Source organism: Caulobacter sp. B11, assembly GCF_002737765.1.
Lineage (GTDB): Bacteria > Pseudomonadota > Alphaproteobacteria > Caulobacterales > Caulobacteraceae > Caulobacter.
In genome coordinates this window covers 1-4394 of sequence record NZ_PEGG01000245.1, presented here as the reverse complement: position 1 = coordinate 4394, position 4394 = coordinate 1, and the positions used below count along the sequence as shown (strand labels likewise).

The 4394-nt window shown below is 69.2% G+C and carries 6 protein-coding genes; 4 read left to right on the top strand and 2 right to left on the bottom strand.

Features of this window, described 5'->3' with window-relative positions; all coding sequences use genetic code 11:
- The first annotated feature begins 147 nt into the window (after positions 1-147).
- Together CSW58_RS15275 and CSW58_RS10260 are read left to right on the top strand one after the other, a co-directional pair.
- Positions 148-402: a hypothetical protein gene (locus tag CSW58_RS15275; RefSeq protein ID WP_236627766.1), complete on the top strand. Its 255-nt coding sequence runs from the start codon at positions 148-150 to the stop codon at positions 400-402.
- A 2-nt stretch (positions 403-404) separates the two neighbouring features.
- Positions 405-581 (top strand): DUF4169 family protein, encoded by a 177-nt coding sequence (locus tag CSW58_RS10260; RefSeq protein WP_099447222.1) that lies wholly within the window; start codon positions 405-407, stop codon positions 579-581.
- 129 nt (positions 582-710) lie between these two features.
- On the opposite strand, the gene CSW58_RS10255 is transcribed toward CSW58_RS10260, so the two are convergent.
- Both CSW58_RS10255 and CSW58_RS15270 read right to left on the bottom strand, forming a co-directional pair.
- The gene (locus CSW58_RS10255) at positions 711-1265 is read right to left on the bottom strand and encodes a ubiquinone biosynthesis protein COQ4 (protein ID WP_236627767.1); all 555 of its coding nucleotides are present in this window, start codon (positions 1263-1265) and stop codon (positions 711-713) included.
- Entirely contained in the window at positions 1255-1494 is a 240-nt protein-coding gene (locus CSW58_RS15270; protein ID WP_236627765.1) for a hypothetical protein, read from the bottom strand. The genes CSW58_RS10255 and CSW58_RS15270 overlap by 11 nt, the downstream gene beginning before the upstream one ends.
- A gap of 94 nt (positions 1495-1588) precedes the next feature.
- Here CSW58_RS15270 and CSW58_RS10250 point away from each other — a divergent pair, with 94 nt between their 5' ends.
- Together CSW58_RS10250 and CSW58_RS10245 are read left to right on the top strand one after the other, a co-directional pair.
- Positions 1589-1810, top strand: a complete 222-nt coding sequence (locus CSW58_RS10250; RefSeq protein ID WP_099447221.1) for a ribbon-helix-helix domain-containing protein — start codon at positions 1589-1591, stop codon at positions 1808-1810.
- Positions 1811-1933: 123 nt separating this feature from the next.
- Positions 1934-4306: an ATP-dependent helicase gene (locus CSW58_RS10245; RefSeq protein WP_099447220.1), complete on the top strand. Its 2373-nt coding sequence runs from the start codon at positions 1934-1936 to the stop codon at positions 4304-4306.
- Positions 4307-4394 lie beyond the last annotated feature (88 nt).

Genomic DNA, 4394 nt, shown 5'->3' with positions numbered 1-4394 from the left:
GGCCCGGCGCATCGAGGTCGAGACGGTGATCACCGCCCGGGCCGACAGCCTGGCCTTGGCCGGCAGTGACGACGCCAAGGGCTATGGCGGGTTCTCGATCCGCTTGGCGCGACCGACAAGCTCAGCTTCGGCTCGGAGGGCAAGGCCGTGGTCCCCGCCGTCGGCGCCGTGGCGGCCGGCCCCGCCATGGGCATGGCCTGGGCCCGTGAGCCGGGCCTGCCGGCCTGGACCGTCGGCCTGGCCTGCAAGGCCAATGGCCGGCCGATCCGCCAGTGGATCCTGCGCCGCGAGCCGTCGATGCAGAACTGCGTCTTCCCCGGCCGCGCGCCCGTGGTTCTGAAGGCCGGCGAAACCCTGAGGCTGCAGTCGACCCTGATCCTGCGGCCGATCAAGGCACGATAGGCATGGCGGAAATCCTCAACCTCAACAAGGCGCGCAAGGCCCGGACCAAGGCCGACGACAAGACCCGGGCCGCCGAGAACCGCGCCAAGTTCGGTCGCGGCAAGGCCGACAAGGCCCTGGACGCCGCCCGCGCCGACAAGCTCAGGCGCGACCACGACGGGGCCAAGCGCGAGGACTGAGACGACGGGGGCTCGCCCCGGAGCCGTTCCAGGTCGGATGGAGTCATCCGGGCCGGATAGAAGGCTCTCTCTTCATGAGCTTAAAGCGTGTTCAGGCGGCGAACCGGACACAGGTACGCCGACCGCGCCCTAGTGAACCGTGGAACGGTCGCGCAGATGCGGCGGGATCGCCTGATAGGTCGGATTGGTCGCGATCCGCAGCTGCCGCCGGGCCTCGTCCAGCGGCAGGGCGAACAGGGCCGGATAGTCCACCGCCGGCAGCCAGGCGCAGGCCTTGCCATTGCGCCAGGCCTCGCGCGCCGCCTTGGCGTAGGGCTGACCGTTCCGGGCGCGGCTGAACTGCCGGGCGCCCGCCAGGGCGATGACCGCGAAGCCCAGGCTACGGGTCTGGGCATAGGAAAAGGCCACCACGCAGACCTCGCCCAGGGCGTCGGTCCCGTAGCCCGTCAAGACATGCCAGACATCGTGCACGTCACGCATCCGGCGGGCGTACCAGGCCAGGGGATGGGCCGCGTCGATATCGGTGTCGGCCACCTTGCGGCTTTCCTCGGCCAGGCCCTCGGCCGAGAGGCCGCGCGGCGCGATGAAGTCGCGATAGGCCGCGCCGACCGTTCCGGCCGGAAAGCTGGCCAGCCAGGCCGCGTCGGACAGGCGCTGGGCGAACTCCTCGCGCTCATAGGCGATGCGACCGCCCTGCGGTGTCGCCAGCAGACGGCCATAGCCCCGGGGATCGCGTCCCCGGCCAGGCCCGCATGATCTCGAACACCTGGGCGGTGTCTTCCTTGTCGGCGATCAACCGGCGGACGGCCCGCAGCGCGCGCAGCGGTTGAAGCCTGAAGCCCTCGCGGCCAGGCCGCGTGAACGGGGCCTGTTTCAGACCTCCAGCATCCAGGCCTTGCGCGGCGGCGTTCATTCGGCATGCTCCTGCGAGATCAACGAAGATGACACTGCGTCACGATGATTCAAGCGCAATTGGCGCCAGGTCGACAACAAGCGGGATCCGCCCCATGGGCAGCCTCAAGAAGCGCTCGATCAACCTGGCCGGCCACGCCACCTCGCTCGCGCTGGAACCGGAGTTCTGGCGGGTGCTCGAGCAGTCGGCCCTCGCCCAGGCGATCAGCCTCGCGACCCTGATCCAGCGGATCGACGCCGGACGGGGCGAACGGCCGCTGGCCTCGGCCTGCCGGGTCTTCGCCCTGGCCCAGGCGACCGCCGGACCCGACGCCTGAACACGGCGCGCTCGGCCGCCAGGTCCGGGATCGGCGGGTTCCGGACCGCCAAGCCGGCCCTCGCCGCCCGCCCCGGCGCCAGACAGGTTGGCGGACGGGCGGCCGTGCTCCATATGTTCTCCCATGTCCGACTCGTCCGACCTTCCCGCCCCGCGTATTTCCGATCTGGCCCGAGCCCAGGCCCCGACCGGCCCGGCGCCCGACTATCTGACCGGGCTCAATCCCGAACAGCGCGCCGCCGTCGAGGCGACCGAGGGGCCCGTGCTGGTCCTGGCCGGGGCCGGCACCGGCAAGACCCGGGTCCTGACCACGCGCCTGGCCCACATCCTGGCCACCGGCAAGGCCCGGCCGTGGGAGATGCTGGCCGTCACCTTCACCAACAAGGCCGCGCGCGAAATGCGCGAGCGGATCACCCACATCATCGGAGCCGAGGCCGAGGGCCTGCGCTGGCTGGGCACCTTCCACTCGGTGGCCGCCCAGATCCTGCGCCGCCACGCCGAGCTGGTCGGCCTGAAGTCCAGCTTCACCATCATCGACAATGACGATCAGGAACGGCTGCTCAAGCAGCTGATCGAAGCCGACAATATCGACGCCAAGCGCTGGACGCCGCGGGCCATGGCCGGGCTGATCGACACCTGGAAGAACCGCGGCTGGACCCCCGACCGGGTGCCGACCAGCGAGGCGGGCGAGTTCGCCAACGGCAAGGGCATCAGCCTGTACCGCCAGTATCAGGACCGGCTGCGCATTCTCAACGCCTGCGACTTCGGTGACCTTTTGCTGCACAATATCAGCATCTTCACCGGACATCCTGACGTTCTGGAGGATTTCCAGCGCCGCTTCAAATATGTGATGGTCGACGAGTATCAGGACACCAATGTCGCCCAGTATCTGTGGCTGCGCCTGCTGGGCCAGGGCCGTCAGAATGTCTGCTGCGTCGGCGATGACGACCAGTCGATCTATGGCTGGCGGGGGGCCGAGGTCGACAACATCCTGCGCTTCGAACGCGATTTCCCCGGCGCCAAGGTGGTCAAGCTGGAGCGCAACTACCGCTCGACCGAACACATCCTGGCCGCCGCCTCGGGCCTGATCGACGCCAACAAGGGCCGCCTGGGCAAGACCCTGTGGACCCAGGAACAGGGCGGCGAGAAGGTCAAGGTCAGCGGCGTCTGGGACGGCGAGGCCGAGAGCCGGATGATCGCCGACGAGATCGAGCGCTCCAAGCGGGCCGGCCGCAAGTACAGCCAGATGGCCATCCTGGTGCGGGCCTCGTTCCAGATGCGCGCCTTCGAAGAGCGCTTCGTGATGCTGCAGATCCCCTACAAGGTGGTCGGCGGCCCGCGGTTCTTCGAACGGGCCGAGATCCGCGACGCCCACGCCTATCTGCGCCTGATCCAGTCGCCCGACGACGACCTGGCCTTCGAGCGCATCGTCAACACCCCCAAGCGCGGCATCGGCGACACCTCGGTGCAGAAGCTGCTGCACATCGCCCGCTCGCAGGGCCTGTCGACGATCGACGCGGCGCGGATGATCATCGGCGGCGATGACCTGCCGGCCCGCACCCGAACGGCCCTGAGCAACTTCCTGCGCGACCTGGATCGCTGGCGGGCCCTGGCCGCCACCACCGAGCACCAGAGGGTGATGGAGGCCGTGCTCGAGGAGAGCGGCTATACCGACGCCCTGCGGCTGGACAAGGGCCCGACCAGCCAGACCCGGCTGGAGAACCTCAAAGAGCTCGTCCAGTCGATGAGCGCCTTCGACACCCTGGAAAGCTATCTGGAGCACGTGGCCCTGGTCATGGACCTCGACAAGGGCTCCAGCGGCGACTCCGTGTGGATCATGACCCTGCACGCGGCCAAGGGCCTGGAGTTCCCGCTGGTCTTCCTGCCCGGCTGGGAGGAAGGCGTCTTCCCCAGCCAGCGCAGCATGGACGACAAGGGCGAGAAGGGCCTCGAGGAAGAGCGCCGCCTGGCCTATGTCGGCATCACGAGGGCCCGCGAGGAGGCCCGGATCAGCTTCGTGGCCAACCGCCAGGTCTATGGCCGCTGGACCAGCCAACTGCCCAGCCGCTTCGTCGACGAACTGCCCCTGGCCCATGTCGATGCGGCCTCTGAGACCGGCTATTACGGCGGCGGCCCCGGCATGCAGCAGACCGTCGCCTCACGCTGGGACGAGCCGTCCAACACCTTCAGCGGCAGCGGGGCCGGCTATTCCAGCCCCGGCTGGAAGCGGGCCCAGGAACGCACGGCCGGCGTCGCCGAGCGTGGCTCGACCTGGCGTTCGGGCGGATCCTCGGCGCGCGGCGCGCCGATCGAGGGAGAAGGCCGGCTGGTCGCCGTCTCGGCTCCGCAGGCCAGCGCCTTCACCCGCGGCGAGCGGGTTTTTCACGTCAAGTTCGGCTACGGCCTGATCAAGGCGATCGAGGGCAACAAGCTGACCATCACCTTCGAAAAGGCCGGCGAAAAGAAGGTCATCGACAGCTTTGTCGACAAGACCTGACCGCGGCCCGCCCCGAATCGCCACGTTGAAAGCGCCCGGCGGCAAGGTGGCGGGCCTTGCGGTGGCGCCGATAGCGCCCCATTTGCGC